The organism is Niallia taxi, from assembly GCF_032818155.1.
Lineage (GTDB): Bacteria > Bacillota > Bacilli > Bacillales > Cytobacillaceae > Niallia > Niallia taxi_A.
Map to the genome: position 1 here is coordinate 2,701,762 of NZ_CP102589.1, position 25,788 is coordinate 2,727,549.

The window sequence follows — 25,788 nt, forward strand, 5'->3', positions numbered from 1 at the left end:
AACAAAATATTGAACTTTTTCTGTCTATTCAATCTAAAATGCATAAAAGATATTAATTTCTGATATATCACATACCAGTTTTATATTTTTTTTCACTCGAAGAGGTGCTTTTCGTATCATGTTTAGCTTTTTCTTCGCGCCATTCCTCTTTTACATCCTCCATTGGTATTGCATCAACGGTTTGTTCACTTTCAAACATGTCAAAAAGGCTTTCGTTTTCTGTCGGATACTGTTCAGGGTTGTCCATGTTTGTACGAGCATTAGTTAATCCCTTAGATTTTTTATTGTCTTCCATATCCAATCACCTCATTATATTCGTTCCCTTAATGACAGAAAAAAAACGATTAAGATCCTTCCAATATTTTCTGACAAACAAAAAAGCATCCAACAATTTTGAATGCTTCGCAAGAACTCTTCCTTTATGTACTTTTGTTTTTTCTGCGGCTAATGAACATATGCACCATAGAAACAATAAACATTACGGCACCAATAAGCACAATAATATCTGCACCTAACTGCAAGCCGCCACCGATTGAGAAATCTGTAAAAACCCTCATACATAAGTAAAAAACAGCTACTATAAAAAATACTAAATCAGAGTATTTTTTCATAAATTCCATACTGATAAAAGGACGTGGTTTAAGCTATTATGTATATTCAGCTTGTTGTGCTTGGATCTAATTTATCTATTTAAAAGGTATTATCCTAAACTAAATAAAATGTGAAGTCACAAATCAATTTAAATAGCCAACAGCTATTAAACTAACCACACCTCTTTTCACCTCCTCTGTATAGTAACAATAACACGTCTTTTCATTTACGTAAAAGCTATATCCAGATGAAATTGACCCAAATGACAAAAAAAAGCGCCAATCTAAGGCCATATATCATTCAGCAGTAATTTACCTATTTTGAGTTGGTTGAACATCACTTAAGGTTTCTACAAAATTAAGGACGAGAATATAAAAAGGATACATAATCAAGCCGCCTATTATAATAAAACCAGTCGCAGGATTTGGAACATCACCACCATATGTTATAGGAAACAACGAGGCAATTAAATAAATAAACAACAAAAGATAAGGTATCCAAAGAATAGTTGTCCAATATTTTACGTTTCTCCCTTTAAACCAATTCCTTGTTAGGAAAAACAGCAAAATCATTCCGCCAATAATATCAAGCATTAATATTGTTTCTGTATATAAATTAACTTTTTGTATATCCCAGTTTGTCAGTCTGCTGATTCTATATACGTTTGCCATTAACTCAAAAGGAATCAGTATTAATAATGCATAAACACAGGCAACTGCATTTAATTTTAAAAAACACTTCATATTACAGCCATCCTCCTAAATATGCACTACGACCTATTTTGTAGCTTAGTATGAACAAGAATCATCGTTACGTTCAATAATATTGTCCCGATAACAAGTATTGCTGAAGCTCCTGCCACTGCACCAATCGTGTCTAAAAGTGCAGACTAGTCCTCCCTTTTTACTAAATTGTAGTTATAAAAAATTTGAAAACAAAGAGAAATCGCGCAAGCTGCATAGCTAATACTGCTAAGCACTATACTATTTTCATGCTTTTTATTTATCAGACAATATGTAGGAATGGCCAAAGCGATTAATCCTAAAACGATGCTACCGATATTAAGCAAACCATAATCAAACATGCCTACCTCTCCTTTAATCAATAGTAATTTTCTAACCGAAGGGTTGCGAATTATGACAGAAATGCGGGATAGCTTGACTAATTTCAGTCCCTTTTATTCCGAATAAAACAGTGGAATTGGTGGTGGCATGCCTGCTTCTGGTAACAGATAAATAAAAACAAATAGGAAAGTAATCAATATCCCCAATGCCATTACAAAAAACGAAAGGATCCTATGAGCTTTCTTTACCAAGCCAATTAATCCGCATATAAAACTTGCTGCACCAATAAATAACTCAAAAAAAGCAATGGGATATAACGAGAATTGCTCCATAACCTGTATTCTTACAAAATTAAAAACGGTTATAGACAGTAAATATATTAATTGTAGAATAAGACCAAAAAGAGAATAAAACAAATTATAACTCCTTTTCCATATAATGTTTTATTTAATCATTATACATAGTTATTCTATGTATGCATACTTTTTTATGTAATTATTTTGTATTTTCTTACCAAAAAAAAAAAAAAACAAAACTGCTGGAGTTTTGCTTTTCATAACAAAATCACTCATTAATATTAAGACGAATTTCTTCCAGCTCCTCCTGGATTTGCCCGATAAGCGAAATACAAGAGCCTGTAGCTTGTATCCAGCTTCCGATAACGCCAATTTGTCCATCGTTCTGATGATTGCCATGCAACACTCGATTCCCACTTATCGCCTGCATAGAGTTACCAATACCCTGCAATAGATTGCCAGTAATATTTTCTGCTCTTCCATCCTCCGTACTGTCAAAAAATTCATCTGCCAGACCGACAAAGCTGCCTAATGCCTGCAACCAGTTTCCCGTTATAATAAGTCGCTGCTCTGTATCTGTATTTGATGTGCCATAGAGTACTAACCCAGTTATGACAGTTGAGTTGCCTACAGCTTGAATTTCATCCCCTAACTTTTCCAGCGATACTGTTCCTTGACCATCGGCTGACAACGCACTCCCAGACGCTTGCAATACATTGCCTACAAGTCTAAGCTGATAGCTTTGATCTTTATCTAAATGAAATTGAGGTGTACTGCCAATAGCAGCCTGTATTGTCCCAATTGTAGAGAAAAGGGAACCAATAATTTCTTTCCAATGACCATTCATCATAAATCAGTCCAAATCAAGTTGATTATGTTTATAGTATTCTATAATTAGTTTATTGGTCCTGATTTTATTTGCATTCCATGAAGAGCAATAGCACTTGCTTATTTGAGAACCCGTTTAACTGCACTTTTAAGCGAAGTTGTATATTTTTCAATATCAGTTGTTTTCATCCATGCAGATTATTTATGTATTTCGACGTGCAAAAAGGTCAGAAAAATCCCTACAAATAAATACAGGGATTTTTTTGACTACTTTAAGAAGCTCCTATTTCATTTAATGCTCAAGCTATTCTCTTACATGTATTTGTGTGCATATCCAATCTATGCTATTTGTAAAAGCTTCCTTACCACCAAATTGGATAAAAAGGACCAAACCTTCTTATTCCGAAAACAGGAAATCCGAACAGCCCAAAGCCTCCAAAAGGAACAAATAAGCGACTATTATCATTGCCACCTTGGCTTGGTACTAACAAATAAACATTCTCATCATCAAAACTGTGAAGAATACCTTGATGAACCTCATCATCCTTTGTCTCTATTTGGACAAATTGAAATAAATGCTTCGTACATTTTTGCTGAAACTTATGATGGTGATGACTCATTTTATGATGATGCTGACTTGATGAAGATTCTTCATAACCTCTAACATTTTCCATACCCAAATTCCCCCTTAGTTAAACTCAAGGGCATATTATTCAGTGGTATGAAAAAGGTGACCAGAAAAAATGAATAATAATTTGGCTTTATTGAGGAAATTTTAAGGTGACAAGAGTTAACCTGAATATCTCTAATGATGCTTGTGATTATTCATCTACTGGAAAGTATATTAAGGATTAACTAATTTTTTATTTTGGATCTAATAAAATACACCAATAAAACAAGCAAAGAATCGCTCCAATTACTAAAAAAGATAATTTGTTCAAGAAGTTTTCGATTGCTCCCTTGTATAATCGTGTTCTTTTTAGAGAAGATAAAAATATCACAAGGAAGGAGGGTAAATTTTGTTTAAAGACAATAATATTTTTGGGATAGGAGTTTTAGCTATTCTTTTAACAACTGTATATACTGCTGTCTTAGCATCCCAATTAATGGCAACAAAGCATAAAGTTGATCACTTATATTTTAAAGATAAATTTAGTAATCAAAAATGAGCCTCCAATTATTAATCAGGATAACTATTACTGTTGTAAAGGTTTAAAATCACTATCCTTTTTATACCGCGATGCAACAATATCATTTTTCTCATCTAGCAAGTTTTTTGAATATACGCCAAATTCCTTCCAATTTCTTTGTGCTTCTCTAAGAGATTCCACATTTGCTCCGCCAGCAAAATCAGGTTCATCAGATTGTAACGGATCATCCTCCCACCTACATACAACACATATCTCCCAAGAATTTAGTTCAGACAAAGTTTTATATCCACAACAAGGACATGTCAATAGCTTCCTTCCCATATTTCGCCTCCATATTTATCTTTTTGCGTTTACCAGTAAGTTATCTACTGCCATTATAGTATAATCTGTTGTATTACCTCAGATTCTATTAAATTCGCTTCTTCTGTATTAACTTCTTAACTTCCGGATACCACTAGCTATTGGGTATACAGTTATTTCAACTGGGATTTATATATTTGTGTCAATTAGAACGGATAAAGAAAAAGAAACAAATAATGAACTCTATTTTGAAGATAATGAAGCGAAATTAAATGACTTAAAAATCAATATCACAGAAACTTAAGTTATTCAACCTGGTGAAAAGGGAAATGAGTATGGAGAAAAACCTGTATTTGCAATTTGGTATGAAACAACTAATTTAAGTGATACAGACATTAACCCTACTTCTGGATGGATGACAGTATTTGAAGCTGTACAAGATAATGATCCTGATGCAGTCAATACTCTAGAAGTTGCTGGACTTCCAGATGACCAATTTCTTGATTCTCAATTAGAAACAATAAAAAAAGACGGGACAGTTAAAAACGCAGTAGCTTATGAATTAGATGAATTAGATGAATTAGAAACTCCTGTAACATTAATAGCTTCACAAGGTATAGGTGGCGATAAATTAGGTGAAGAAAATTTTAATATTAAATAAACGTTTTTTTAATAGAAAAAGCCCTTCTCAAATAAGTTGGGCCATTAAGCTCTCTGAACATATAAAATATCCATAAATTTAAGTTTAATTGTTTCAGTGTAATTTTCTATATGTATTAATTTTGTATTACCATCCATCTTAACAACTTTGCCCCTAACAGGATCTTCTCTTTTCCACACGGTTAGTCTAAGTTCATTCTTTTCCTGCAATGCTTCTGTTAAGGTATTGGCAATTTCCTCTAATTCAAACTCATCTCTTGTCGGTCTTGCTGGTTTCTTAACCTTCTTAGGCTTTGCTAGTTCCATAATTATGCACATCTCCTTACTTTTTGTGTTGGTCCCATTGATAAAATGTTAGAGAACTTAAAAGTGCGTTGCTGTTTACTAGTAAAACAATAGACACTAAAGAACTCTTCATTCACTTTAATAACCTGAATCCTGCGTTGACTGATTTCCCCTTTATTGTTTTGATAGATTATTTATAACCTCGTTACTTTCTATAGCCTTCTTAAGAATCCATTCATCAATAAGACCTCCCTTTTGAAATACATTATATAAGAACAATTGTTCTAAATCAACACCAAATACGAACAATAGTTCTTATGTATTTTAAATATATAAAGGAGAAGGATGTCATGATTAGGGACCGTAGGAATATTAAAAGGACAGCAATTGACGCTTTTGATATACTTTCACTGCTGCTTCAGTTTTGGTTCCATATTCTTTTGTTTTTCGATATCATGAAGCATTTGGAAAAGATGAACTATTCCTTCTGCATCCTTTTCTATTGAAACACAACTCTGTATGCTTTGTATTGCTTTAGTTGACAGGCGACTACTCTTCTAATCTTTGTCGTCCATATCTGAGAATAAAGACTGTTTCAAGACGCCCCACCATTTATGACATGATTGACTTACTCGAATTAATTGAAGCTGGGAAAAATCCTGACTTTTCTTTTTTATAGTAAGGAACCACCTATAACAAGCAATTCAGCTTTATCTTTGTTGAATGTATCAATAACTTCGATTATAGGGATAAGTTGCCCACCTTCACCTGGAGACCTACTGAATTTAATTAAAACATAATCCCTGTCACTTCCGTCATTTCTTCTTTCAAACTTCTATGATTTTCTTCTGCACCTTACTCATATAAATCACCATGGCTTGCTTTTTGAAGGAGCTTTAATTAATGCATAATTTGGTTCGTTTACTTCGAAATATTTCATTTTTCTTCACCCTTTCATCAATAAATCTCTTATTTATTTTAAAGTTGTCAACATTTTGCCGATATTCATAAAGGAGGTGAGTTTTTTGGATATTGCAGCTTTATCAGTTAGCATGCACCAAGCTTCACTTGGTCAAAGTATAAGCATAGCTTTAACTAAAATGTCTTTGGACAGTACACAACAATCTGCAACACAAATGATGGAAATGCTTCAGGCTCCACATCCAACATTAGGTAACTCTATCGACCTAAAAGGATAAACACAGAAAAATGTATTCTCAATAGGATGCATTTTTTCTTTTTCTTCAAATATACATCACTTCTTCTCTTGATGTCTGAAACCCAAATAAATAACCAAAAACACAAATATTGACCGAACCAATAACCTATGAAGAATTACCTGTTAACACCCTGTATTTTGTCGTTCGTGATCCACTTAGTTCATGTTGTTTTTTGTCGAATAAATAAAGGATTTGTTAGTTTTTTTTGATTTTTATACACTATTCAAATCCCAGTATTTGTTATACTGTAAGTATTGCTTATTACATTTAAAAAAGGTGGTGAACCTATGAAAAAAAATCTATTAAAATTTACACTGGCTCTTGGATTAGTTTTCTCAATCTCATCACCAGTAACTGGAGGAGATGTAAAACCGTTGATTTCTGACTGCGGTGGTTCAGAACATCCAGTTCCTTGCTGGTCATACTAAAAATTGTGTAATAACTCATATGAACCTTAATTGGTTCTTTTTTTTATGAAATATAATAAAAAGTGAATTGAATAATTTCTACAGTGATTTGGACCTTGATAATTGATTCTTTCTCCTTGTAGCTTTTGTGTTTCAGTTAGATTGATCAGCAATCCTCCCTAATTTATTGGTTTCACTCCCTTCCCGGTCTTGCCATCTGTTTTACCTTCCAATCCCTGTGTAGCTAGTTGTTCTTTAATTAAGCCTGTTATTTCTCTTGCAAATTCAATTCGATCTTCTAATTCGTCACCTTCATAAGACTTGTCCATCATTTTTCTAAGCAATCATGAACTTGGAAAACTAAATCAGAATGTTCAGCAGCAACATATCAATTAGCAATTGATTTAATATATATTGTTGAAGTTCTTTGAGAAAATTTTTCTGAACACCTCAGCATCTCCAACTGTTTTACCTATACTGTTAATGTTTATAAAAAGGTAATTATATGATTAAATCGACTCTTGCGAATGCTTTTCAGAGGATTTTAAAAAATGATGGGTTGCCTCCCCTTCCTATTCACTCAACCCGTCACACACACGCTGTATTACAAATGGAAGCTGGTGCGGATATGAAATACATTCAGGAACCTTTGGGGTATGGAAGTATAAGTAATACCTCTGATGTTTATTTCCACATCAGTAAGAAGATTGAAAAAGATAGAATGAACAAATTTGAGGAACATATGAAAAATGTACTTGAATAAAAACCCCTTACTCGTCTTCTTGTTCTTTGTAAGCCAGGGCAATATCTACAATTTCTTCTGGTGTTAATTCTTTATCACTCCAGAAAATTAAATCACTCGGTGCTGGGTGTGGTACATTCTTTTCAAGAATATCAATATACTCACTTACCTCTTCGTCAGAAAGTAATGGGTTTATTATCTTATTTACTAATTGAACTAATTCTTCTTTTGACATTTTATTTTCCATGTTATCCACCATCCTTAATTAATTCCCTTTCTTTCCAAAGTGATATGCAGGATCCAAAATAATTTGATGCATTCTTGGAGAAGTAATCATTAAATTATCTAGATTATACACTTCTCCACCTTTATCAATTGGTTGTTTATGGGGCAAGATATATGACTTATGCTTACCGTAATGTTCAACCTTTGGAGCAATTGGAGCATTCCCGCTGCCATTCTTGCAACGTTTCTTGGATTGAATTCACTTGCAAAACTGGAATTAGCAACAGATTTCCAAAATTCATTTCGGAAATCATCAAATGAATAAATTCTTTCCCTATTAATTGGTCTCTTACTTCCTTCGGTATAACCCCTATGGATGCTTGATTATACATTAGTTTAGTTTGACCTTCTAGAGCTTTGTCAAAATTAAAGATTTCGTTTACAATCCCTGGTCTATATCTGGCACTTCCTCCATTGCCACCAGAGAGCATACTTAATAGTTCTACTTTGTCTCTGCTCTCAGGTTTAGTAATGCTATTTATCGCTCCTGAATCAGTATTAACGCGTACCACACCGCTATCGGCTACTAGTCGATTATATGGATTAATATTGTATGCAACATCATCAGCCCATGCCCTAGTAATATCCATACCCTGCTACCAAGTTGTACTGTCTATTAACAGCCTCTTGGCTTAGTCTATCTGCTTTCTTCATCATTCCTGGTAGATGTGGCGCGAAAGGTAAACCGGCAAATATCCCTTGAGATAAACTAGCATGGCGTTGTTCATCTGTTAATTCGTTACCCAACATATCTTTTCCTGTTAAATATTCAGATAAACCATTTGCAGAAATCAGGCCATAAATACCCATCTCCGTTTTTTCCAATGTAGAAAAAGAACGAACATTCTTGTAAGCACTCATTGCGTGTTCAGCTGCACTAACACCTTTGGTAGCGGAGTAAATAGCACAAATATTTCTAATTAAGTGAAAAATTACGGATAATTCATGCATAGCAATATTTAAAATTTGATACAATTAAAAATGATGATTCAGAACTACTAATATCAATGAACGTAAACACGGTCCCAACCTAAATCAAGAGAAAAAGAATGAATAAACTCAGCTAAATCATAATTGATGTCACATCAAACTTATTAACGGTGTTTGATTTTACATTCCAAGCAAACTTACTCTTATCTAAAGTAGTTTCATCTATCCATTTTACTTCAGACTTGTCATAATCCTTACTTAATGTCGTATCGTTGATTTGATAGCCTTTATACTTAAGGTAGTTAACGAATTCTCGATGCTTGCCCTTCATGGACTCGTTTCTTCTCAGCATATCTCGATGGTAATCGTGGTCTTGTTCATGGAATATATCAAAGTAATGCTTTAATTTTTCATCTGCAATTTTTACTTCGTCACGATAAATAATCCCGTCAATTTCTATTTCCTCTGGTATAGCAACTTCATATTCAGAATTACGTATCTCAGAAGTGGGTGTGTTTAAGTATCGATATATGTCCTTCACAAATTTAAATGTGTCTCTATTTAGAACGGCTCCAGACGAGTAACTTTCAAAAGACTTATCCTCTTTAATGATTAACCACTCATCACCGCCACCTACCTGCTGTATAAAGCAAAGATTCTTATAGTAGAAGGCAGTACCAAGTGCCCAACAACCTCCTTGTAGCTTCGTAAGCAAATTTTCTAGTGTCTTACACTCTGAAAAAGAATCCATTGTGAATGGCGGGTCGTATGCAAGTGGAATCCAGTGGTTGTTCAATCCAATCTCATACCACTTAGCTAACCAGGTAGTATCAATTTCAAAACTACTAAAACTGACACATATTAACCCGGAATAAAAAAAAGCCCTGGTATTAAGATATACCAAGGCTTCTTCCTCTTAATACATTTCCATGTATTGATCTCTCTCCCATGGATGCACTTGTGTGCGGAACATATCCCACTCAATCTCTTTAGCTTCTACAAAGTGTACGAAAATATGCTCTCCTAAAGCGTCAATCATTGTTTGATCTTGCTTTAGTTCTGTTAATGCGTCTGCAAGTGTTGATGGCAAATCAACGATGCCTTCTGCAAGGCGTTCTTCTTTGCTCATGATGTAAATGTTGCGGTCTACTGGTGCTGGCGGAGTCAATTCGTTTTTGATTCCGTCAAGGCCTGCTGCTAGCAATGCTGCCATTGCTAGGTATGGGTTAGCTGCTGGGTCCACGCTGCGTACTTCAACGCGTGTGCTTAGTCCGCGTGATGCTGGAATACGCATTAATGGTGAACGGTTACGAGCTGACCATGCTACATAACATGGTGCTTCGTAGCCTGGCACTAAGCGTTTGTAAGAGTTTACAGTCGGGTTAGTGATTGCTGTGAAGCTTGTAGCATGCTTAACGATACCAGCGATGAATTGCAGGGCTGTTTCGCTCATTTCAAGCTCTGTGTTTGGATCGTAGAATGCGTTCTTACCGTTATTAAATAGGGAAAGGTTACAGTGCATTCCAGAACCGTTAACGCCGAATAATGGCTTTGGCATGAATGTTGCGTGCAGTCCGTGTTTGCGTGCGATTGTTTTAACGACTAATTTAAATGTTTGGATTTGGTCACATGCTGTGACTGCGTCCGCATATTTAAAATCGATTTCGTGCTGTCCTGGAGCTACTTCATGGTGAGATGCTTCAATTTCAAAGCCCATTTCTTCTAGCTCTAACACGATGTCGCGGCGGCAGTTTTCGCCAAGGTCTGTTGGCGCTAAGTCGAAGTAGCCTCCGTTATCGTTCAATTCAAGGGATGGTTGCCCCTTTTCGTCCAATTTGAACAGGAAGAATTCTGGTTCAGGTCCTAAGTTGAAATCAGTAAAGCCGAGAGCTTCCATTTCTTTAAGAACGCGACGTAGGTTGTTACGCGGATCTCCTTCAAATGGTGTGCCATCTGGATTGTAAATATCACAGATAAGTCGTGCAACCTTGCCTTTTTCTGCTGTCCATGGGAAAACAACCCATGTGTTCAAATCTGGATATAGGTACATATCAGATTCTTCGATTCTTACAAATCCTTCGATGGAAGAGCCATCAAACATCATTTTGTTGTCTAGGGCTTTATCAAGCTGACTGATTGGAATCTCAACATTCTTGATTGTTCCTAAAATATCCGTAAATTGAAGTCGAATGAATTTTACATTACTTTCTTCTGCAAAACGTTTGATATCCTCTTTTGAATAATTCTTTGCCACGGCTATTTCCTCCTCTTAAGTCCCTTTAATATCTATCTCTGAAAAAATTGAGATCCTCCCTGTCCCATTGAATTGCGGCCATTATTGTTAAAACGTCCTGCATTCAACAGCTCCTTGCGCAAAAGTTTACGCAAGTCTTCATCTGTAAGCTCTCTGCGAGCCTTTTCTGCTTCTTTCTTTACATCTTCTGTTATAACTTGCTTTTCCTTCACTGAGAATATTTGTTTAATTCCAGCGAGGTTAACACCTTGATCGATTAGATCCTTAATTTCCAATAGTTTGTCAATATCAGTTAAGGAAAACAGTCGCCTGTTGCCATCCGTTCTTGCTGGAGCAATTAATTCGTGCTCTTCATAGTAGCGAATTTGTCGAGCGGACAGCTCTGTTAACTGCATGACAATACTAATTGGGAATAGAGGCATCGACCGACGAATTTGACTACCAGACATAGCGATTCGGCTCCTTTAGATTGATTGTATTTACCCAACTTCATTATAGTTTTGGATAGATTTATTGTCAACAAATGTTACAATTTCTAACCTCTGGATGTAGATTTTTTTATGCTAACGTAATTAGCTTTTGTTCCAATAGTCTGTCAATTGCCATACATACAGCGATTTTTACGTGAGAATACGTTAAACCACCCTGTACGTAAGCGACATATGGCGGTCTGATCGGACCGTCGGCAGTAAGCTCGATGCTTGCACCTTGAATAAACGTTCCTGCTGCCATAATGACATCATCTTCATAGCCTGGCATATAATTAGGATATGGTGTGACATGGGAATTGACTGGTGATGCGTACTGCACAGCCTGGCAGAATGCGACCATCTTTTCTTTATCATCAAATTGCACTGATTGAATCAAGTCTGTGCGCGGCACATTCCATTTCGGCGATGAATTCATCCCAAGCTTTTCAAGCATAGCTGCAGTAAACACAGCACCCTTCAAGCTTTGTCCGACAACATGTGGTGCAAGGAAAAATCCTTGGTACATTTCCTGCAGGCTGTAAAGAGATGCTCCAGCCTCCGCTCCAATGCCTGGAGATGTCATCCGATAGGAGCATGCTTCCACGAACTTCTCTTTCCCAACAATATAACCGCCAGTTTTAGCAATACCGCCGCCTGGGTTTTTTATAAGAGATCCTGCCATTAAATCTGCCCCAACATGACATGGCTCAAGGTCCTCTACAAATTCTCCGTAGCAATTGTCCACAAATACAACAACATCACTTTTTAATTCCTTGACGAAATCAATCATTTCCTTGATTTCTGCAATGGTAAAGGAAGGTCTTGTTGCATAACCCTTTGAGCGCTGGATGCCAATCATTTTTGTATTGCTCTTAATGCTTGAAGCGATTTTTTCGAAATCAGGACGTCCGTCCTCTTTTAGGGCGACACTATTATAAGAAATGCCGAATTCCTTTAAGGAGCCTGTGCCATTCCCTCTAATCCCGACGATTTCTTCTAATGTATCGTATGGTTTTCCTGTAATATACAGAAGCTCATCTCCAGGACGCAGCACTCCGAATAACGCAATGCTGATTGCGTGTGTCCCTGAAATGATTTGCGGGCGCACAAGTCCTGCCTCTCCGCCGAACACTTCTGCATAAATTCGTTCAAGCGTATCTCTTCCTAAATCATCATAGCCGTAGCCTGTTGTTGGAATGAAATGAGATTCGCTCACCTTATTGTTTTGGAAGCTTTTCAGAACACGAAATTGATTTTCGTCAATTCGCTCGTCGATTCTTTTATGAACTTCCTTCACTTGTTCTTCTACCTCTCCGACAAGAACTCGGAGTTTATCACCAAATGTTAATTGATCGTACATACTGTTCTCCTATCGTGTTGCTTTATAAGCTTTCAGCTGTCCGGAAAGGCTTGTGTCATGTAAACAATAGCCTTTGCACGTATACTGCTGTTCTTCCTCTTCGAAAACAAGGCTTCTAAGTATACTTTCATTTTTAAGCTGTGCCAGCAGCTTACCATTGCTTGCTGGAACGACAACCTCATAATATTCCATATTCTCAATCATCGTGTCTTCAATTTTTTGCTTTAGTTTCATTCTGTCATCTGCGTTTAAAGCACTGATTTCGATACTGTCCAGCTTTGAGGACGGCACAAAGTCTGCGTGCACAAGGTCGCGCTTGTTATAAACAGTAATTTGCGGAATTGCCGGAATTTCCAGGTCTGCAAGCAATTTATGCACTGTTTCCTCATGCTGATAATATTCCTCGTTTGCCATATCGACAACATGTAATAGCAAATCTGCTTCACGTACCTCCTCTAAAGTAGAGCGGAACGCAGCAACGAGCGTTGTCGGCAAGTCTTGGATGAACCCAACAGTATCCGTAATAAGCGCACTGAATCCACTCGGCAAAATGACCTTTCTTGTCATTGGATCAAGTGTCGCAAACAAGATGTTTTCCTCAAAGGAATCTGCTTCTGCCACGCGGTTAAACAGAGTGGATTTACCTGCGTTTGTATAGCCTACAAGCGCAATTTGGAATGTTCTGTTGCGCTTTCTTCTTTCTCTGTATCTGTCACGGTGTTCAACGATGACATTCAATTGGCTTTTAATATCATCGATTCTGCGGCGGATATGACGTCTGTCTGATTCCAGCTTTGTTTCACCAGGACCTCTTGTTCCAATACCAGCACCTAGTCTGGAAAGCTGAAGACCTTGTCCACCAAGCCTTGGCAGCAAATATTGAAGCTGTGCCAGCTCAACCTGTAGCTTCCCTTCCTTTGAGCGTGCTCTTCCTGCAAAGATATCCAAAATCAATTGTGTTCTGTCTATGATACGTGCTTCAATATTTTTGGAAAGATTGCGTACTTGGCTTGGGGACAGCTCATCATTGAAAATGATTATATCTGCGTCCATTTCCTCTGCCAGTACTTCTAATTCTTCCACTTTCCCTTTACCTATGTATGTTGAAGGATGAATCCTGTCTCGATTTTGTGTGATGGAAGCAACCACTTGACCGTGTGCTGTTTCCGTTAGACTTGCGAGCTCTTCCATGGAGTATTCAAATCTTGCAGTGTCATCTGTCGTTTGACAGCCAACAAGGATTACTTTCTCTGTTGATTCTTTTGTTTCATTCAAAAGAAAACCCTCTTTCTACTCTTTGTCTATATTATAGCAAAAATAACGCTTTCTTCACTATTTCTACAATAATAGTATGTGATTATTTTCTATTAATAATCACGCTACTTGCGACTCGCGTTCCTTTACAGTAGCATATTCCATGTGAGAAAAACAGTATTTTTTCCCGTCCTAACAATTCCTATTAAAACATACGGAAAAATACAAAAACTTGTCTTATACAAAAAAACAGGAACACAGAAAATTTTAGTGTTCCTGCCTATTATAAGCTGTTAAAAGCCATTGTTCATTGTTGGTATTTCCTCATTTGGCTTTGACGTGCTTTCATAAATGAGGTCATTGCTTCTTAATGTCATTAACTCGTGTTTGTCATAATTACCTTGCATAAGCAAGCGCATGCTCTGTGCACGAATGGATTTCTCTAAAACATTGCGAATATACCTGCCATTTGAAAAACTGCGCATATTTTGCCCTGTACGGACATAGGTCAAATGTGTTTTTAGCGATTTCTCTGCTTCATGACTTAAAGTATACTCTCGCTCAATAAGCATCCTTTTGCCAATTTCCATCAACTGGTCTGTCGAGTAATCAGGAAAATCGATGACTAGTGGAAAGCGTGAGTGAAGTCCAGGATTTAAGGATAAAAAGAAATCCATTTCCCTTGAATACCCTGCTAGTATAAGAATAAACTCATGCTGTTTATCCTCCATATGCTTTACAAGTGTATCGATTGCTTCCTTGCCGAAATCCTTTTCGCCGCCCCTGCCTAATGAGTAAGCTTCATCAATGAACAGGATGCCACCAAGCGCTTTTTTTACTAAGTCTCTCGTCTTTTGGGCTGTATGCCCAATGTATTCGCCAACTAAATCAGCCCGTTCTGCTTCAATCAAATGTCCCTTTGACAATACATTCATCTTTTGAAACAACTTGCCGATTAAGCGGGCAACTGTCGTTTTGCCTGTGCCGGGATTCCCCTTGAACATCATATGTAGAGCTTGTTTGCCAGCCTTTAAGCCATGCTCCTCCCTTTTTTTGTTCACATATATCCAGGCATATATTTCCTTAATCATTTTCTTCATTTCATCCATGCCTACAAGACTGCTAAGCTCTTCCTCTATTTCTTTAAGTGCGCTATGTTCACTTGTCATTTTTTTCGGGATTGATTCAGCTTCTGGCAGTTCTTTTGGAAGAACCTTCTTTTTCTGCGAGTTGATTACAACACTTATCTGTCCATTATTCTTCATCCGGATCGGATGCTCCAAAAGCCACACCTCCTAACGTGGATATGCCGAATACGGCATAAGGCATGTTTGCCTGTTTCTTTTCACTCCATTAATAATGTATATTCAATAACATCTTCAATCATTAGTGAAAATTTTAATTTTACATATATCAAAAAAGAGCGCAAAAAAAACTCCAGGCCGTCTGCCTGGAGTTTTTGATTATGCTTGTGTGCCTTCTAAATCAATTTGAACATTCTTTTGCGGAGCAAAAGTGGAAATCGCATGCTTGTAAACCAATTGCTGCTTGCCTTCTGATTCAAATAAAACTGTAAAATTGTCGAAACCTTTTATAAGTCCGCGAATTTGGAATCCATTTAATAGGAATACTGTGACACTAGTACCATCTTTGCGTAGTTGATTTAAAAATTGGTCTTGGATATTAACTGATTGCTTCATGAAAATCCTCCTCTTTTCTCTCTGCTATTATGTATTCGATTAATTCTTAAGCATTCCTTCTAAATAACGCGAAATTTCCTTTATTTTTTTAGAAATGTCATTAGATTTGACACTATCTGTCATATCAAACCATTTTACACTCATTTTATTGCGAAACCAAGTTAATTGCCTTTTCGCATATCTTCTTGAGTTTTGCTTTAACTCTGCAACAGCGTCCTCTAATGAAGATCTGTCTTCAAAATATTTATAAATTTCCTTGTAGCCGATTGCTTGAATGGATTGGCAATCCTTTAAGCCGGCATCAAAGAAATGCTTCACCTCAGGGAGAAGTCCTTCCTCCATCATCTTGTCGACACGGAGGTTTATTCTTTCATATAATAAATCCCGATCCATCGTTAAGCCAATGATGGCTGCGTCATACAGCATTTCCTCACTTTGGTTCTCTTGGAGCTCAGACATTCGTTTTCCTGTCACATGGAAAATTTCCAGTGCCCGAATAACTCTGCGAACATTATGGTGATGAATGCTTGCGGCTGTTATAGGATCGATTTGCTCGAGCATTTTATGAATCTCTAATGTGCCTTTTTCATCGGCGAGAGCTTCTAGTGATGCCCTGTAGTCTGCATCTGCTGTTGGTGCTTCCTGGAATTGATAATCATACAGCACGGATTGAATATAAAGGCCAGTGCCACCGACAATAAATGGCACTTTGCCGCGATTAGTAATATCCTTGATTTTGCTGCGGACTAATGTTTGAAATTCAGCTACAGAAAAGGCCTCATCTGGATCAACAATATCAATTAAATGGTGCGGTATTCCTTCCATTTCATCGTTTGTGATCTTAGCTGTCCCAATATCCATCCCTCTGTATATTTGCATTGAATCCCCGCTGATGATTTCTCCATTGAATTTTTTTGCTAATTCAATGCTCAGCTTTGTTTTTCCAACAGCTGTTGGACCGATTAATACAATAACTTTTTCCTTATCTGTCAAACCATTCAACTGCCTTTTATAACTTTTTAGCACAAGTAATCTTGACTTTTTTTATTGTACCATAAATACATGATTACGTTTAACATCTAACAATTATTGCCCTGTTTTTCCCGAATTATACACCTTATCCCTTTAATCTGTATCTATTTCTTGATTCTTATTATCTCTGACGATGATTTCGTAAGGATTGTCTTCCGTTATTTCTTGTATTTCGCTTGTTTCTAAAAATCTCGTGATGCTTCTTTTTACCTCTCTTGCGATGACTTCTGCATCCTTGTCTGTTTTTAACAAGTAAAGCCTAACATCGAACTTCATAACACCATCGTCTGGATCTGCAAAAAGTGCCTTAAATGTATAATTTTCTGAGCTTGCCAAGGCAGAATTAATATATTCTATAACATTGCCCCAAGTGTAGGTTTGTTCATGATCTTTATATCTGTATTCTTCCACAAATAATTTGCGATCGTCCTTGTACTCATCAAGGATAGCTTGAGTTATATCCTCTGCTTCTTGTTTCTTGCCAATTTCTTCAGGAATCTCAATACTCCATGCATCTGTAGACCAACTTACGAATAGAGGATAAAATAGATTACTATTAACCTCAAATTTATCCATTATTTTTTTGGATAATTGATTATTTATTTTTTCAAGTATCTCATTTGAAATAGCTGTTTCCTCATCCATTTCCACTTCTTCCATTGGTGGACTTTCTTCTGGTATATAAAAGTTAGTTTCGATAAAAAAATCTATATTCCGCTTCTGCATCTCAGCCTCTACCAATGATTTAATCTCTTCCTGCTTGGCTTCGTTGTCTTTCCCTTCTATTTCCAAATAGGCATATTCTGCATTACTATCCACTGAAAAATAGACATCCTGATAGCCTGCATTTTCAATTGCAGCGCGTACTTCATCTAATGCTTTTTCTTGCTCTATCGACTCTTTAAATATGTCCATAATATCGATACCAGGATTAACCTCTGCTTTAGCTTTTAATGCTTGGCTGCCTGCTCCGCCAATTAGCAAAACCAATAAGAAGGTTATAATTGACGCAAATCTCTTGATATGGAAGGGACGCTTAACCTCAGGGGGCTCCTCCACATCAATATAAGCCAATTCTTTATGAAGCTGCTGTTTTAATTGCTGCAGGTCTGCCCCTGTTTGACTAGAGGTCCACTGCAGCAAAGCATCCATCAGCATTTGCTTCGCTTCTTTTTCGCTACAACCTATAATTCTTGCACTTTTCTGGATACTGTAGCCCTTATAGTAGTGCAAAACAAGCAGCAGCCGTCCCTGTTTATCCACTTTTCTCAAACCATTTAGGAATTTATTCTGCACTGGATAATATTGCCCTGCACTTGGCAGCTTTTCTACTTGTTTAGCGAGCAGCTTTAACAGTCTGCGCTCTGACTTTATCGGAATAATAGCATTTAATGCTTCCTTTTTTGTTTCTTCTATTAAAAAGGCTGCCTCTTTTTCATTATTTGCAACGATGCTGGCAATCCTCATAAGCTCTTGATTTAAAGCGATGATATTTTTTTGATTCTTGTCTGCCAATAACCGTCTTCCCTTCTATTATCCCACTGTATATATTGAAAACTAGTTTAGAATAGAATTCCAACAATACCATTTTATAGGGTAATAACTGAAAAGTCATTAAATTAGGACAAGTGCAATGTAAAAAATCTGTTTCCTTTTCATATTTTTTATGTAAAAGGAAACAGATTATGAGATTGCAAGGATTATTGCTGCAGCATTTTGTTAAGGGAGAGTCTCGCTTTGTTTGCTATCGCCTCTTCGACCATGATACGATTGCTGGCAAAGCCGTCCTCAAGGGATTCGAGACACCACACTAAATGAGGTAAATCAATACGATTCATTGTCAAGCATGCACACATATAAGGATTTAAGCTGATTATATGCTTATCAGGATGTTTTTGAATCATTCTGTTGACGAGATTCATTTCGGTTCCCACTGCAAAGGAAGTGCCTGGTAAAGCTTGTTCAATCTCCGTAATAATAAAATTGGTGGAGCCAGCCATATCCGAGAGTGCAACAACCTCGCGACTGCATTCGGGATGAACGATAACTTTCATGTCAGGATGTTTTTTACGGATATTTTCAATATTGGCTGTCGTGAAGTTTTCATGCACAGAACAATGTCCTTTCCATAAAATCACCTTCACCTTTTCCAAATCTTCATCAAACAGTAACTCATTTTGAATAGGGTCCCAGATAGCCATATGCTCAAGGGGGATGCCAAGCTTATAGGCGGTATTTCTGCCTAAATGCTGATCTGGGAGAAACAAAAGCCTTTCCTTTTTGGTAAGCGCCCATTCAACCATTTGCTCTGCATTGGAAGACGTTACCGTCGCACCACCGTGTTCGCCGACAAATGCCTTGATGGCTGCAGTTGAATTAACATATGTTAGTGGGATAATCGTCTCTCCGAAGGTTTGAGTTAACGCATCCCACGCCCGATTTGTTTCGTATATATCGGCCATATCGGCCATCGAGCAGCCTGCCCTCATGTCAGGCAAATACACCTTCTGTTCATTCGTTGTCAGAATATCAGCTGTTTCTGCCATAAAGTGTACACCGCAAAAAACAATAAATTCTGCTTTTCTGTTTGCGGCAGCAATCTGGGCCAACTGCAGGCTGTCACCTGTTGCATCCGAAAATTGGAAAACCTCATCCTTTTGATAATGATGGCCAAGGATGAATAATCTGTCGCCAAGCCTGCTCTTTACTGCTTTTACCCGCTCCTCTAATTCGTTGATCTCCATAGTCAAATAATGCACAGGAATCTGTCTAACGCTTTCTAATAAGTTCACCGCTCAAGTTCCCCCTCTTCATTCCTTTATCTAAAAGCTAGCTTTCACACTTATATCTAATGCCGTTGCTGAATGGGTTATAAATCCTAAAGAAATATAATCGACACCACAATTTTTATAAGCAGGTAAATTTTCCAGTGTGATTCCGCCAGACGCTTCTGTTGTCACCGTTTCAGGAACATGCGGTATCCATTTTGCAATGTCTTCTGGTGAGATGTTATCAAACATGATAACATCTGCCCCTGCTGCTAAAGCATCCTGCATTTGCTCGAATGACTCTGTTTCTACCTCTACTTTAATCATATGGCCTATTGATTCTTTGACTGCACGAACTGCCTCTTTTATTCCTCCAGCGAAGGAAATATGATTATCCTTAATCATCACAGCATCGTACAAACCAAACCGATGATTAAACCCGCCTCCCACGGTTACTGCATATTTTTCGAGCATGCGCAGCCCTGGTGTTGTTTTTCTTGTATCACAGATTTTTGTATAGCTGCTGTCTAATGCTTCGACTGCTTTATTTGTTAATGTGGAAATCCCGCTCATTCTCTGGATAAGATTTAAGATAACCCGTTCTCCCTTAAGCAGGTTCTTAATATCTCCTCTAACAGTGGCAATCGTTTGGCCAGGCTCGATTCTTTCTCCGTCCTCCAAATGGACCTGAACATCTATTTTGCCATCGAGAATGAAAAAGCCTTGCTTAATAATGTCCTTTCCGCAAAAAAGCCCTGTTGATTTTGCAAGGAAGATAATTTCGCCTTCCTGGTGATTTGGAAAAATTATGTCTGATGTTTTATCACCATCGCCGATATCCTCGTTAAAAAAACATTCAAGTTGCTGCCGCAATTTTATTTGGTTCATCGCTTACACCCTCATTCCTTTCGATTTTCTGAAGAACTATCTGCTTTCTCCAGCTTTCTGCTTCTTGGGGGAAATCGCTTCTAAAGTGCCCGCCCCTGCTTTCTGTTCGACTAAGGGCCGCTATTGTGACAAGATAGGCTGTCAGCACCATAAAATACGTTTGCCATGCTTCCTTTTCAGAACAAGCTGTTTGTACTTCCCATTTTTCCCCATTCAAATAAGACTCTAACCATAATTGATGCTCCTTCATTGTTTTTTCTGTCCTGACAATTCCAACTGAAGCCATTGTTCGTTGTTGTAGCTCCTTTATGCTTGGGAGACTTTTGAACTTCTTTTGTATATGTATCGTTTTTGCTTCTGTGGTAGTTTCTGATTTTTGCTTGCTTCTTTCATTCAAGTATGTAGCTAGCTCGCTTCCCATATACAAGCCCTCAAGCAAGGAGTTACTTGCAAGCCTGTTTGCTCCATGCAATCCAGTGCAGGCTGCCTCGCCAATGGCATACAATCCGTCGACTGACGTTTTCCCGCAAAAGTCTGTCTCAATGCCACCCATTAAAAAATGACAGCCTGGAGCAACAGGAATTTTATTGTTATGGAGATTAATGCCATGCTTTTTGCATAATGCTGTAATACCGGGAAAGCGGTCCACAAAGTTTTCCACCTTCGAAATATCTAAATAGACAGACTCGCCTTTTTTCCAATATTGGTAGATTCTTTGCGCAACGATATGACGTGGTGCCAAGTCCTTATATGGATGAACATTAGCCATTATTGGAACTCCACTTTCATTAACAAGAAAACCTCCTTCGCCTCTGACTGCCTCTGAGACTAGTCCTACTGTTTTTCCGTCAACATACAGCAAGGTAGGATGAAATTGCACAAATTCCATGTTAATAATGTTTGCTCCCGCCAAATAAGCAAGCGCGATGCCATCGCCAGTGATTGTTGCTGCGTTTGAAGTATATTCATAGATTTGCCCGCATCCTCCTGTGGCGATAATTGTATGATTGGCTATAAAGCACTTTTTTGTACCGTCTGCCATAATAGCTTTTGCACCAATACATCTGCCTTGAATTGAAAGGATCAGCTCATACACAAACACGCCTTCTTTTATTGTTACATGAGCAGGCATTGTGGCTACAAGGAACTCTATCACTTTTTTTCCTGTCTCATCCCCGCCGCTATGGACAATGCGATTTTCTGAATGTGCACCTTCCATGCCAAGGCTCCAGTTGCCGTTTTTCTCTTCATCAAATGCACATCCTGCTGCTGCTAAATCATGTAAGAGGACAGGAGCCATTTTAGTGATGTTCTTAACAGCACCTATGTGGTTGTGAAATCGGCCTGCTTCTAGTGTGTCAAGGGCATGCTGTTCATAGCTGTCTTTAGAGCTGATGCTTGCTGCAATACCACCTTGAGCCAAATAAGAATTACTCGTTACAAGACTCATCTTTGTGAGAATCATCACATTTAAATGAGATGAAAGCTTACGTGCCAGCTGTAAACTGGCGATACCACTGCCAATTATCAATACATCTGTTTTCATTATCCCCCTCATGTTTTTACAGGTGTCTTGACACTTATATTTACATAGTTTTAAACTAATGACAAGTGTTTTTTTAGATTACTAGTTTTTGCTTTTTGAAAGGGTGAGCAAAATGATTTATTTAGATTACGCAGCAACATGTCCTCTTGATTCAGATGCAGGCAAGATGTACTTAGAGGTTTCAGCGGACTATTACGGGAACAGCAGCAGTCTTCACGATATTGGCGGAAAAGCAAGCGATTTACTGGAAGGCTGTCGAGGAGAAATGGCACGATTGCTTGGGGTGGAAAGAAGCGGCGTATATTTTACAAGCGGCGGAACTGAAAGTAATTTCCTTGCGATAACTGCACTCCTCTCTGCCAATAAAAGAACTGACAAGCATATTATTACAACAGCAAGTGAGCATTCATCTATCCATGGAACGATGAAAAGATTAGCAGCAGATGGGTATTCGGTAACCTATTTGCCGCTTGGTGCAAACGGAATTATTGATGTACAGATGCTTGAAGCGTGTATAAAACCGGAAACTGTGCTTGTATCGATTCAACATGTTAATTCTGAGATCGGCGCCATTCAGCCTATTGAAAAAATCGGTACAATGTTAAAGGAAAGAGGTATTTATTTTCATAGTGATATGGTGCAAAGCTTTGGAAAGCTGGATATTGCCGCGATTTCTGCCAAAGTCGATTCCCTCTCCATATCAAGCCATAAATTCTACGGTCCTAAGGGAGTCGGTTTAACTTATATTTCTCCTGCCATCCCATGGACCGGCTATCTTCCTGGTACAACACATGAAAATGGCTTCCGGGCGGGAACAGTGAATATTGCCGGTATTGCCGCAATGTGTGTCGCTGCCCAAAAAGCTGTGAAAAGGTTGGCAGTTGATTATGCTCATTATCAAGCATTACGAGAAATCGTAATGGAATTGGCCAGCTCTGCCGATTACTTAACTGTTTTTCAGTGCGGTAACCAGCTTCCAGCCATTGTTGGCATGCAAATATTGGGAATGGAAGGACAGTGGACAATGCTTGAATGTAATCGCAGAGGCTTTGCGATTTCTACAGGAAGTGCTTGTCAAACAGGACAGCAGGCACCTTCGAAAACGATGAAGGCTTTAGGATTATCGGACGAGGAAGCGAAGGAATTCGTACGTATTTCTTTTGGGAGAGCAACAACTATTGATGATGTGAAAGCCTTTATGCAAACAGTAATATCCGTTGCAAATGAGCGTAATGCCTTAAAGAAGTAAAAATGGAGGTACGCATTATAATGCGTACCCCCATTATTTTTTCAATGCTTGCCAATATACCTTCCAGCAAGCCGCCAGTTTTTCTTCGGCTTTCTTTTCGGTATGATCGTATACGAGTTCCACCATGATGCTCATCAAAATACCAGTGTATGCAATCGTGAGGGTCTTTTCATCTAAGCCTGTGATGACATCCTCTTCAAGCCATTTTTTAAAGGACTGTTCAAGCATGTTCTCCTGAAGCACGTCGACCTCAACCACTTCCTCGACAATTGCATCATATAAATGACTTGGTGGAAAGAAGCTCATTCTGAGCCAGAATTTCAAGCTCTGGTTTTCTTCGAACAGTCTTTTCACTGCCACTAAATATTCATATAAAAAAGTCTCTGGTCCAAGATCAGCAAATTCCCTGAAATAAGCTTTTTTCGTCTGGATCTCAACTGCCTTTGCTTCTCTTAGCACCTCTAAAAACAGGGCATCCTTGCTGCTGAAATGGGAATAAATAGAGGATTTTTTTATGCCGACCTCATCTGCAATCATCGAAAGTGATGCTCCTTCGTAGCCTGATTGCGTGAAATGCTTGATGGCCGCTTTTTTTAAATCTTCTTTTGTCATCTTTACTCGTTACCTCCTTTATCCGATAAGCTTTAAGCCAATTGCAGCAGCTAATATAAGTCCAATAAAAAAGAGTCTTTTTGCATCCTTCGGTTCTCCATATATAAACATTCCAAGAATAGCGGACCCGACCGTGCCAATTCCCGTCCATACACCGTAGGCTGTCCCCATCGGAATGGTATTCATGGCATATGACAGCAGGGAAAAGCTGCAGGCAAACCCGATAATTAACAAAATAATGGCATCCCATTTTTTCATGGCAGCCCGCTTCATATTAACAACACCGAACACTTCAAATAATCCTGCACCAACTAATGCTAACCATGCCATTAGGAGCCCTCCTCTGCTGAACTGTTTTCATCTGTGACGACTTTCAAGCCAATTACCCCTATAAGCAATACGATAACAAGCAACAGCTTCATAAGATGGAACGGTTCTCCGAAAAACAGCATTTCTGCAATAACTGTTCCAATTGTGCCAAGACCTGTAAATACTGCGTAGACTGTTCCAACTGGCAAAACCTTTGTTGCATATATTAGCACAGCAAAGCTGATTATAATAGCGATAGCTGTACCAGCCCATTCTAAGGCAGTATCAGCATGCTTTAATCCTGACACCCAAGCAACCTCCATTAGGCCTGCGGCAAGCACCATCATCCAATGTCGATTCATTGTTGTTCCTCCTTTGAAATTAACTACCGACCGTTCGTTAGTTATTATTTCATGAAAATTATTTGAAGTCAACTACCACAGCTTTGTCTAAAAATCATTATAAAGAAAGAAAGCAGCGGTTTTCAAACAAATATGTTTGAAAGCCACTGCTTTCTAAAGTGTTTAAGCTAATAGGTTGGCCAGCCGCTCGAGTCCCAATACAAATCATTTATGAGCATTGTTGGCATGCCATTGTTCAATGCATCATACGAATGGCGAACGATTAGATTGTTGTTTAATATATCTGAATGTCCTGGACCTTTCCAGCGGTCATTTCCTGTATCGAATATCGTGCCGCCGCCATTTAACATATTGACACCATTTTTATCTACATAAGGTCCAGTAATGGACGTAGATCTGCCAACAGCCATTTTGTATGTGCTGTTAACGCCTTGACAGCAGCTGTCAAAGGACACAAATAAATAGTAGTATCCATTGCGATAGACAATATTCGGCGCTTCAACTGCTCCATTATTATTCGGTCTTGCAGCAATGGAGTACAAGCTTCCTGTTGGCTTCATTGTTGTCTTATCAAGACGTGTCAGCTTAATACCGCTCCAAAATGAACCAAAGGACAGCCATGGATTGCCATCCTTGTCAATGACAAGATCACCATCGATTGCATTATAGTTATTGGAAGATACAGAGCGTGTAACAAGCCCATCATCGCGCCATTGGCCGGAAGTAATACTAGAGGTTGAAAGAAGACCGATCAAAGATGTATTGGAGCCGAAGGAAGAAACAGAATAGTAGAGCCAGTACCTGCCATTATAGTAGCTAATATCTGGTGCCCATTGGTTTTTCTCATAATTAGGCACATAGTTGGCCCACCAGGAGGGAGCAGTTGGAAAAATTGTTGGTGCCTGATACCAGTTTGTTCCATTATCACTTCGCAGCACCCTTATTCCATTTGGACTTCCTGTCCCAAATGTGTACCATGTGTTGCCTTCTTTAATAATAGAAGGGTCATGGATTTGCAGGTCCCCTGTCAAACTCCAAAAGCTGGCAGATGCTGAACTGCTGATAGATAAACAAGCCACCAGAACAAGTAATGCTATTTTCAGCTTAAAGCCCTTTCCTTTTCTTTTCATCGTTATCCCCTCATTTCTTTTTTTAAAAGACTAAAAAAACGATACTGGACCCTCCCTTCTGAAAAAATTTCAAACAATTATATATTCTCCCTTTA

Annotated in this window: 34 protein-coding genes and 1 pseudogene; 7 read left to right on the plus strand and 28 right to left on the minus strand. The window is 38.1% G+C overall.

All coding sequences use genetic code 11. The annotated features are described in order from the left end of the window. Positions 1–67: 67 nt before the first annotated feature. The 6 genes from NQZ71_RS13455 to NQZ71_RS13480 form a co-directional block, all read right to left on the minus strand. On the minus strand, positions 68–295 hold the full coding sequence (locus NQZ71_RS13455; RefSeq protein WP_144454774.1) for a hypothetical protein: 228 nt from the start codon (positions 293–295) through the stop codon (positions 68–70). 124 nt (positions 296–419) lie between these two features. Continuing rightward, positions 420–611 (minus strand): hypothetical protein, encoded by a 192-nt coding sequence (locus NQZ71_RS13460; protein WP_144454773.1) that lies wholly within the window; start codon positions 609–611, stop codon positions 420–422. Positions 612–902: 291 nt separating this feature from the next. Beyond that, positions 903–1,334: a hypothetical protein gene (locus NQZ71_RS13465; protein ID WP_317010833.1), complete on the minus strand. Its 432-nt coding sequence runs from the start codon at positions 1,332–1,334 to the stop codon at positions 903–905. Between the two features lie 146 nt (positions 1,335–1,480). Next, positions 1,481–1,675, minus strand: coding sequence for a hypothetical protein (locus NQZ71_RS13470; protein ID WP_317010834.1), 195 nt, complete (start codon positions 1,673–1,675; stop codon positions 1,481–1,483). Positions 1,676–2,219: 544 nt separating this feature from the next. Further along, positions 2,220–2,798 carry a DUF6944 family repetitive protein gene (locus NQZ71_RS13475; RefSeq protein ID WP_260055991.1) on the minus strand — a complete coding sequence of 193 codons (579 nt, stop codon included), beginning with the start codon at positions 2,796–2,798 and terminating at the stop codon, positions 2,220–2,222. Between the two features lie 343 nt (positions 2,799–3,141). Continuing rightward, complete coding sequence (locus NQZ71_RS13480) at positions 3,142–3,453, minus strand: hypothetical protein (RefSeq protein WP_144454769.1); 312 nt, start codon at positions 3,451–3,453, stop codon at positions 3,142–3,144. Positions 3,454–3,798: 345 nt separating this feature from the next. Here NQZ71_RS13480 and NQZ71_RS13485 point away from each other — a divergent pair, with 345 nt between their 5' ends. After that, positions 3,799–3,948 carry a hypothetical protein gene (locus tag NQZ71_RS13485; protein ID WP_186304027.1) on the plus strand — a complete coding sequence of 50 codons (150 nt, stop codon included), beginning with the start codon at positions 3,799–3,801 and terminating at the stop codon, positions 3,946–3,948. 27 nt (positions 3,949–3,975) lie between these two features. Here NQZ71_RS13485 and NQZ71_RS13490 read toward each other — a convergent pair whose 3' ends face one another. Next, a complete protein-coding gene (locus NQZ71_RS13490; protein WP_144454768.1) occupies positions 3,976–4,251 on the minus strand; it encodes a CPCC family cysteine-rich protein in 276 nt (91 codons plus the stop codon). A 286-nt stretch (positions 4,252–4,537) separates the two neighbouring features. On the opposite strand from NQZ71_RS13490, the gene NQZ71_RS13495 reads away from it, so the two are divergent. Continuing rightward, positions 4,538–4,891: a DUF5067 domain-containing protein gene (locus NQZ71_RS13495; protein WP_317011752.1), complete on the plus strand. Its 354-nt coding sequence runs from the start codon at positions 4,538–4,540 to the stop codon at positions 4,889–4,891. A gap of 44 nt (positions 4,892–4,935) precedes the next feature. Here NQZ71_RS13495 and NQZ71_RS13500 read toward each other — a convergent pair whose 3' ends face one another. Further along, positions 4,936–5,196 (minus strand): YolD-like family protein, encoded by a 261-nt coding sequence (locus NQZ71_RS13500; protein WP_144454767.1) that lies wholly within the window; start codon positions 5,194–5,196, stop codon positions 4,936–4,938. A gap of 329 nt (positions 5,197–5,525) precedes the next feature. Here NQZ71_RS13500 and NQZ71_RS13505 point away from each other — a divergent pair, with 329 nt between their 5' ends. From NQZ71_RS13505 to NQZ71_RS13515, 3 genes are all read left to right on the plus strand, one after another. After that, positions 5,526–5,681 (plus strand): hypothetical protein, encoded by a 156-nt coding sequence (locus tag NQZ71_RS13505; protein WP_186304026.1) that lies wholly within the window; start codon positions 5,526–5,528, stop codon positions 5,679–5,681. Between the two features lie 519 nt (positions 5,682–6,200). After that, positions 6,201–6,374 (plus strand): YjfB family protein, encoded by a 174-nt coding sequence (locus NQZ71_RS13510; RefSeq protein WP_144454765.1) that lies wholly within the window; start codon positions 6,201–6,203, stop codon positions 6,372–6,374. A 308-nt stretch (positions 6,375–6,682) separates the two neighbouring features. Continuing rightward, positions 6,683–6,823, plus strand: a complete 141-nt coding sequence (locus tag NQZ71_RS13515; RefSeq protein WP_186304025.1) for a hypothetical protein — start codon at positions 6,683–6,685, stop codon at positions 6,821–6,823. Between the two features lie 158 nt (positions 6,824–6,981). On the opposite strand, the gene NQZ71_RS13520 is transcribed toward NQZ71_RS13515, so the two are convergent. After that, positions 6,982–7,134: a hypothetical protein gene (locus tag NQZ71_RS13520; protein WP_317010835.1), complete on the minus strand. Its 153-nt coding sequence runs from the start codon at positions 7,132–7,134 to the stop codon at positions 6,982–6,984. A gap of 173 nt (positions 7,135–7,307) precedes the next feature. On the opposite strand from NQZ71_RS13520, the gene NQZ71_RS13525 reads away from it, so the two are divergent. Further along, on the plus strand, positions 7,308–7,565 hold the full coding sequence (locus NQZ71_RS13525; protein WP_317010836.1) for a tyrosine-type recombinase/integrase: 258 nt from the start codon (positions 7,308–7,310) through the stop codon (positions 7,563–7,565). 7 nt (positions 7,566–7,572) lie between these two features. Here NQZ71_RS13525 and NQZ71_RS13530 read toward each other — a convergent pair whose 3' ends face one another. The 15 genes and pseudogenes from NQZ71_RS13530 to nadB form a co-directional block, all read right to left on the minus strand. Further along, positions 7,573–7,791: a bacteriocin immunity protein gene (locus tag NQZ71_RS13530; protein WP_237943016.1), complete on the minus strand. Its 219-nt coding sequence runs from the start codon at positions 7,789–7,791 to the stop codon at positions 7,573–7,575. An 18-nt stretch (positions 7,792–7,809) separates the two neighbouring features. After that, positions 7,810–8,230 (minus strand): annotated as a pseudogene (locus tag NQZ71_RS13535) (hypothetical protein); the annotation flags it as partial. A gap of 175 nt (positions 8,231–8,405) precedes the next feature. Further along, complete coding sequence (locus NQZ71_RS13540) at positions 8,406–8,690, minus strand: hypothetical protein (protein ID WP_317010837.1); 285 nt, start codon at positions 8,688–8,690, stop codon at positions 8,406–8,408. A 202-nt stretch (positions 8,691–8,892) separates the two neighbouring features. Continuing rightward, on the minus strand, positions 8,893–9,555 hold the full coding sequence (locus NQZ71_RS13545; protein WP_317010838.1) for a hypothetical protein: 663 nt from the start codon (positions 9,553–9,555) through the stop codon (positions 8,893–8,895). Positions 9,556–9,675: 120 nt separating this feature from the next. Then, positions 9,676–11,013 (minus strand): type I glutamate--ammonia ligase, encoded by a 1,338-nt coding sequence (gene glnA, locus NQZ71_RS13550; RefSeq protein ID WP_144454764.1) that lies wholly within the window; start codon positions 11,011–11,013, stop codon positions 9,676–9,678. 32 nt (positions 11,014–11,045) lie between these two features. Further along, a complete protein-coding gene (locus NQZ71_RS13555; RefSeq protein ID WP_127742842.1) occupies positions 11,046–11,462 on the minus strand; it encodes a MerR family transcriptional regulator in 417 nt (138 codons plus the stop codon). A gap of 109 nt (positions 11,463–11,571) precedes the next feature. Then, positions 11,572–12,843, minus strand: coding sequence for a methionine gamma-lyase family protein (locus NQZ71_RS13560; RefSeq protein WP_275005272.1), 1,272 nt, complete (start codon positions 12,841–12,843; stop codon positions 11,572–11,574). 9 nt (positions 12,844–12,852) lie between these two features. Next, positions 12,853–14,118: a GTPase HflX gene (hflX, locus tag NQZ71_RS13565; RefSeq protein WP_144454762.1), complete on the minus strand. Its 1,266-nt coding sequence runs from the start codon at positions 14,116–14,118 to the stop codon at positions 12,853–12,855. Between the two features lie 272 nt (positions 14,119–14,390). After that, a complete protein-coding gene (gene spoVK, locus NQZ71_RS13570) occupies positions 14,391–15,380 on the minus strand; it encodes a stage V sporulation protein K (protein WP_127742848.1) in 990 nt (329 codons plus the stop codon). A 180-nt stretch (positions 15,381–15,560) separates the two neighbouring features. Then, positions 15,561–15,797, minus strand: a complete 237-nt coding sequence (gene hfq, locus NQZ71_RS13575) for an RNA chaperone Hfq (protein ID WP_127742850.1) — start codon at positions 15,795–15,797, stop codon at positions 15,561–15,563. 39 nt (positions 15,798–15,836) lie between these two features. Further along, entirely contained in the window at positions 15,837–16,799 is a 963-nt protein-coding gene (gene miaA / locus NQZ71_RS13580; RefSeq protein ID WP_375545270.1) for a tRNA (adenosine(37)-N6)-dimethylallyltransferase MiaA, read from the minus strand. A gap of 123 nt (positions 16,800–16,922) precedes the next feature. Then, positions 16,923–18,344 carry a hypothetical protein gene (locus tag NQZ71_RS13585; protein WP_317010841.1) on the minus strand — a complete coding sequence of 474 codons (1,422 nt, stop codon included), beginning with the start codon at positions 18,342–18,344 and terminating at the stop codon, positions 16,923–16,925. A 185-nt stretch (positions 18,345–18,529) separates the two neighbouring features. Beyond that, on the minus strand, positions 18,530–19,621 hold the full coding sequence (nadA, locus tag NQZ71_RS13590) for a quinolinate synthase NadA (protein ID WP_317010842.1): 1,092 nt from the start codon (positions 19,619–19,621) through the stop codon (positions 18,530–18,532). 30 nt (positions 19,622–19,651) lie between these two features. Continuing rightward, positions 19,652–20,485: a carboxylating nicotinate-nucleotide diphosphorylase gene (nadC, locus tag NQZ71_RS13595; protein WP_275005262.1), complete on the minus strand. Its 834-nt coding sequence runs from the start codon at positions 20,483–20,485 to the stop codon at positions 19,652–19,654. Further along, positions 20,454–22,031 carry an L-aspartate oxidase gene (nadB, locus tag NQZ71_RS13600; RefSeq protein ID WP_317010843.1) on the minus strand — a complete coding sequence of 526 codons (1,578 nt, stop codon included), beginning with the start codon at positions 22,029–22,031 and terminating at the stop codon, positions 20,454–20,456. Before nadB ends, nadC begins: the two co-directional genes overlap by 32 nt. Positions 22,032–22,143: 112 nt before the next feature. Here nadB and NQZ71_RS13605 point away from each other — a divergent pair, with 112 nt between their 5' ends. After that, positions 22,144–23,280: an IscS subfamily cysteine desulfurase gene (locus NQZ71_RS13605; RefSeq protein WP_317010844.1), complete on the plus strand. Its 1,137-nt coding sequence runs from the start codon at positions 22,144–22,146 to the stop codon at positions 23,278–23,280. A gap of 33 nt (positions 23,281–23,313) precedes the next feature. Here NQZ71_RS13605 and NQZ71_RS13610 read toward each other — a convergent pair whose 3' ends face one another. The 4 genes from NQZ71_RS13610 to NQZ71_RS13625 form a co-directional block, all read right to left on the minus strand. Beyond that, the gene (locus tag NQZ71_RS13610) at positions 23,314–23,892 is read right to left on the minus strand and encodes a TetR/AcrR family transcriptional regulator (RefSeq protein WP_317010845.1); all 579 of its coding nucleotides are present in this window, start codon (positions 23,890–23,892) and stop codon (positions 23,314–23,316) included. Between the two features lie 18 nt (positions 23,893–23,910). Beyond that, on the minus strand, positions 23,911–24,222 hold the full coding sequence (locus NQZ71_RS13615; protein WP_144454754.1) for a DMT family transporter: 312 nt from the start codon (positions 24,220–24,222) through the stop codon (positions 23,911–23,913). Beyond that, a complete protein-coding gene (locus NQZ71_RS13620) occupies positions 24,222–24,563 on the minus strand; it encodes a DMT family transporter (protein ID WP_144454753.1) in 342 nt (113 codons plus the stop codon). The genes NQZ71_RS13615 and NQZ71_RS13620 overlap by 1 nt, the downstream gene beginning before the upstream one ends. A gap of 167 nt (positions 24,564–24,730) precedes the next feature. Beyond that, positions 24,731–25,693 (minus strand): arabinan endo-1,5-alpha-L-arabinosidase AbnA, encoded by a 963-nt coding sequence (locus NQZ71_RS13625; protein ID WP_127742746.1) that lies wholly within the window; start codon positions 25,691–25,693, stop codon positions 24,731–24,733. Positions 25,694–25,788 lie beyond the last annotated feature (95 nt).